Raw genomic sequence first — 2,650 nt, forward strand, 5'->3', positions numbered from 1 at the left:
CCAGGTACGACCTGCCGGGCGCCGGCGGCTCCTGGGCCCTGGACGCCACCCCGGACGGCGGCGTGTACGCCGGCACGTATGGCGACGGCCGCCTCTACCGCTGGACGGACCAGGGTGGTGTCCAGGACCTCGGCAGGCCCCTGGCCTCTGAGGACTTCATCTGGTCCGTGGCCGCGGGCGAGGGCTCCACCGTCTACGGCGGCACCTCGCCGGGTGGCCGCCTGTTCGCCTACGACCCCGCGACCGGCGTGCGCGACTACGGCAAGCTCTCACCCTCCCACGCCTACGTCCGTAGCGTCTCCTACGCCGACGGGAAGATCTACGCCGGCACCGAGGCCCCCGCCGCTGTCTTCGAGATCGACGCCGCCTCGGGCGCGACCAGGCAGCTCCCCACGCCCGACGGCCTCGACCCGGCGGGCAAGTGGGCCTATGACGTGAACGCCGCGGGCGGCTTCCTCTACGTCCGCTACGGCGGCGCGAGCCCGGGGCCGCTGCACGTCTGGGACATCGCCGCCGGCCAATGGACCGGCACGCTCGACGCCGCGCACGGCCTGGACGTCTCGCCCCCGGACGCCGACGGCGCGGTCTACCTGGTCAAGAGCGGTGAGCTGGTCCGCTACAACCCTCGCACCAAGACCACGACGCCGACCGGGGTGCCCATCACGGGCCGCGTGGCCAACACGCGCGGCATCGGCTGGGCCGAGCTGGGCCTGCCGGACTATCCGGGCAAGAGCGTCGTCGGCCTGCTCTGGCGCGGGCTGATGTTCCGCTACAACCCCCAGACCGGCGCGAAGTCGTTCGTGCAGACGGGGGTCAAGGGCGAGCCCATCGACGTGACCGCGCTCGCTGAAGGCCCCGACGGCCGTATGTACGCAGGCGGCTTCCTCAACGGGGGTTTCGCCGCGCTGGACCCGGAGACCGGCCATCGCGAGGAATTCCACACGTTCTCCCAGAGCGAGGACATGACCGCCCACGACGGCAAGCTCTACATCGGCGCCTATCCCGAGGCCAGGGTCTACGCCTACGACCCGGCGCTGCCGTGGAACAGCACCGAGTACTCGCCCAGCCCCGAACCAGGCCCGGCGGCGAACCCGGCACGGCTGTTCGACTTCGCCGCGGACAAGCAGATCAGGCCGCGGGCGCTGGTGTCGGCGGGCCGATACCTCGCCGCCGGCACCATGCCCGACCTCGGCGAGCTGGGCGGCGTGCTGGCCGTGTGGGACCCGCGGACCGGGACGCTCAAGCACGCCCAGCGCAACGTGGTCCAGGACCAGAGCATCGTCTCGCTCGCCTACCGCGACGGCGTGCTCTACGGCGGCACGTCCATCTACAGCGGGCAGACGGCCACGCCGCCGACGCAGCCGGAGGCCAAGCTGTTCGCGTGGTCGGTGAAGGAGAACCGGCTGCTGTGGGAGATCGTCCCCGCCCCCGGCAAGCCAGCCGTCCCGGCACTGACGTTCGACGACCGGGGAAGGCTGTGGGGCATCGCGGGCGGCGAGGTGTTCGCGGTCAGCACGGACGCCCGCAAGGTGATCGAGCGCGTCACCCTGTCGGACAGCAAGAGCGCGAGCGGGCAGCTCGCCTTCAACCGGCACGACCACATCCTGTACGGCGCGCACGCCGGCCAGTACGTCTTCTCGCTCGACCCGTGGACCGGGCGGCACGACGTGCTGAGGCAGGGACCCGTGCAGCAGCTCGCGGTGCACGGGTCCGGGGACGTCTACTTCGCCGAGGGGCCGCGCCTGTTCCGGCTGGCCCGTCAGCAGACGCGATAGGTGTAGAAGTTCTCGAAACGTGACAGGTAGAGGTGGCCGTCGGGGCCGAGGATCAGGTTCGAGATCGGGCGGGCGATGAGCGCGAGCGCCATCGTCCCCGGATCGATCCGGTACGCCTTGCCCTGCACCTTGCCCCACAGGAAGCCCTTGTGGAAGACGAGGTTGGTGTCCAGCCAGACCTGCGTGGCGCTGGACCAGGCATAGGTCTGGTGTTTGACGGTCCTGACGGTCTGCCCGGTGGCCGGGTCCAGCTCGAACAGGGTGTCCGGGGTCAGCCCCCACAGCCGCCCGGCGTCGTCGAAGGCGATCGAGCCGAGCGCCAGGTCGCCGGGGACGGGGGTGGTCTGCCACTTGAGCGAGTCCGTGGCGATGTCGTACGCGAACGCCACGGCGTCGCCCTGCGGCGTGCTGGTGCCGCCGAAAGCCGAGGTGGCGCCGTAGACGACCCCGTCGCGGTAGGCCAGCCCGACGACGCTGTGGCCCGGGATGATGTCCCGCCTGATCACCGTGCGCCCGGTGGCGGGGTCGAGCAGGCCGAGCGCGCCGCCATGCGTGCCGGCCTTGGGCACCGTGCCGAACGCCAGCCAGTCGCCCGCGGAGATCATCGCGAAGGGCCGGTCCTGCTCCTGGGCGCCGAGGTCGAGCAGGAGCCTGGGTGCGGTCCCGTCGAACTCGTAGATCCGGGCGCCGGGGTAGACGCCGAGGTAGAGCTTGCCCTTGTGGGTGACGATGCCCTCGCTCTGGCCGACGTTCGGCCAGTTCTGGGTCTCTCCGGTGGCGGGGTCGTAGGCGGCCAGACCGCCGGTGAAGAAGCCGCCCGCGTAGACGCGGCCGTCGGGGCCGGTGCCGAGCGAGCGGATGCTGACGGGCTGGCC

General features: G+C 71.7%; 1 protein-coding gene and 1 pseudogene. One reads left to right on the forward strand and one right to left on the reverse strand.

The window, feature by feature from the left end:
* A partial coding sequence (locus AB0J09_RS61860) for a hypothetical protein (RefSeq protein ID WP_360713451.1) occupies window positions 1-1,775 on the forward strand: 1,775 nt, incomplete at its 5' end.
* Here AB0J09_RS61860 and AB0J09_RS61865 read toward each other — a convergent pair.
* Window positions 1,760-2,650 (reverse strand): annotated as a pseudogene (locus tag AB0J09_RS61865) (hypothetical protein); the annotation flags it as partial. The gene AB0J09_RS61860 and the pseudogene AB0J09_RS61865 sit on opposite strands and share 16 nt — an antisense overlap.

The organism is Nonomuraea sp. NPDC049784, from assembly GCF_040659615.1.
Taxonomy (GTDB): Bacteria; Actinomycetota; Actinomycetes; order Streptosporangiales; family Streptosporangiaceae; genus Nonomuraea.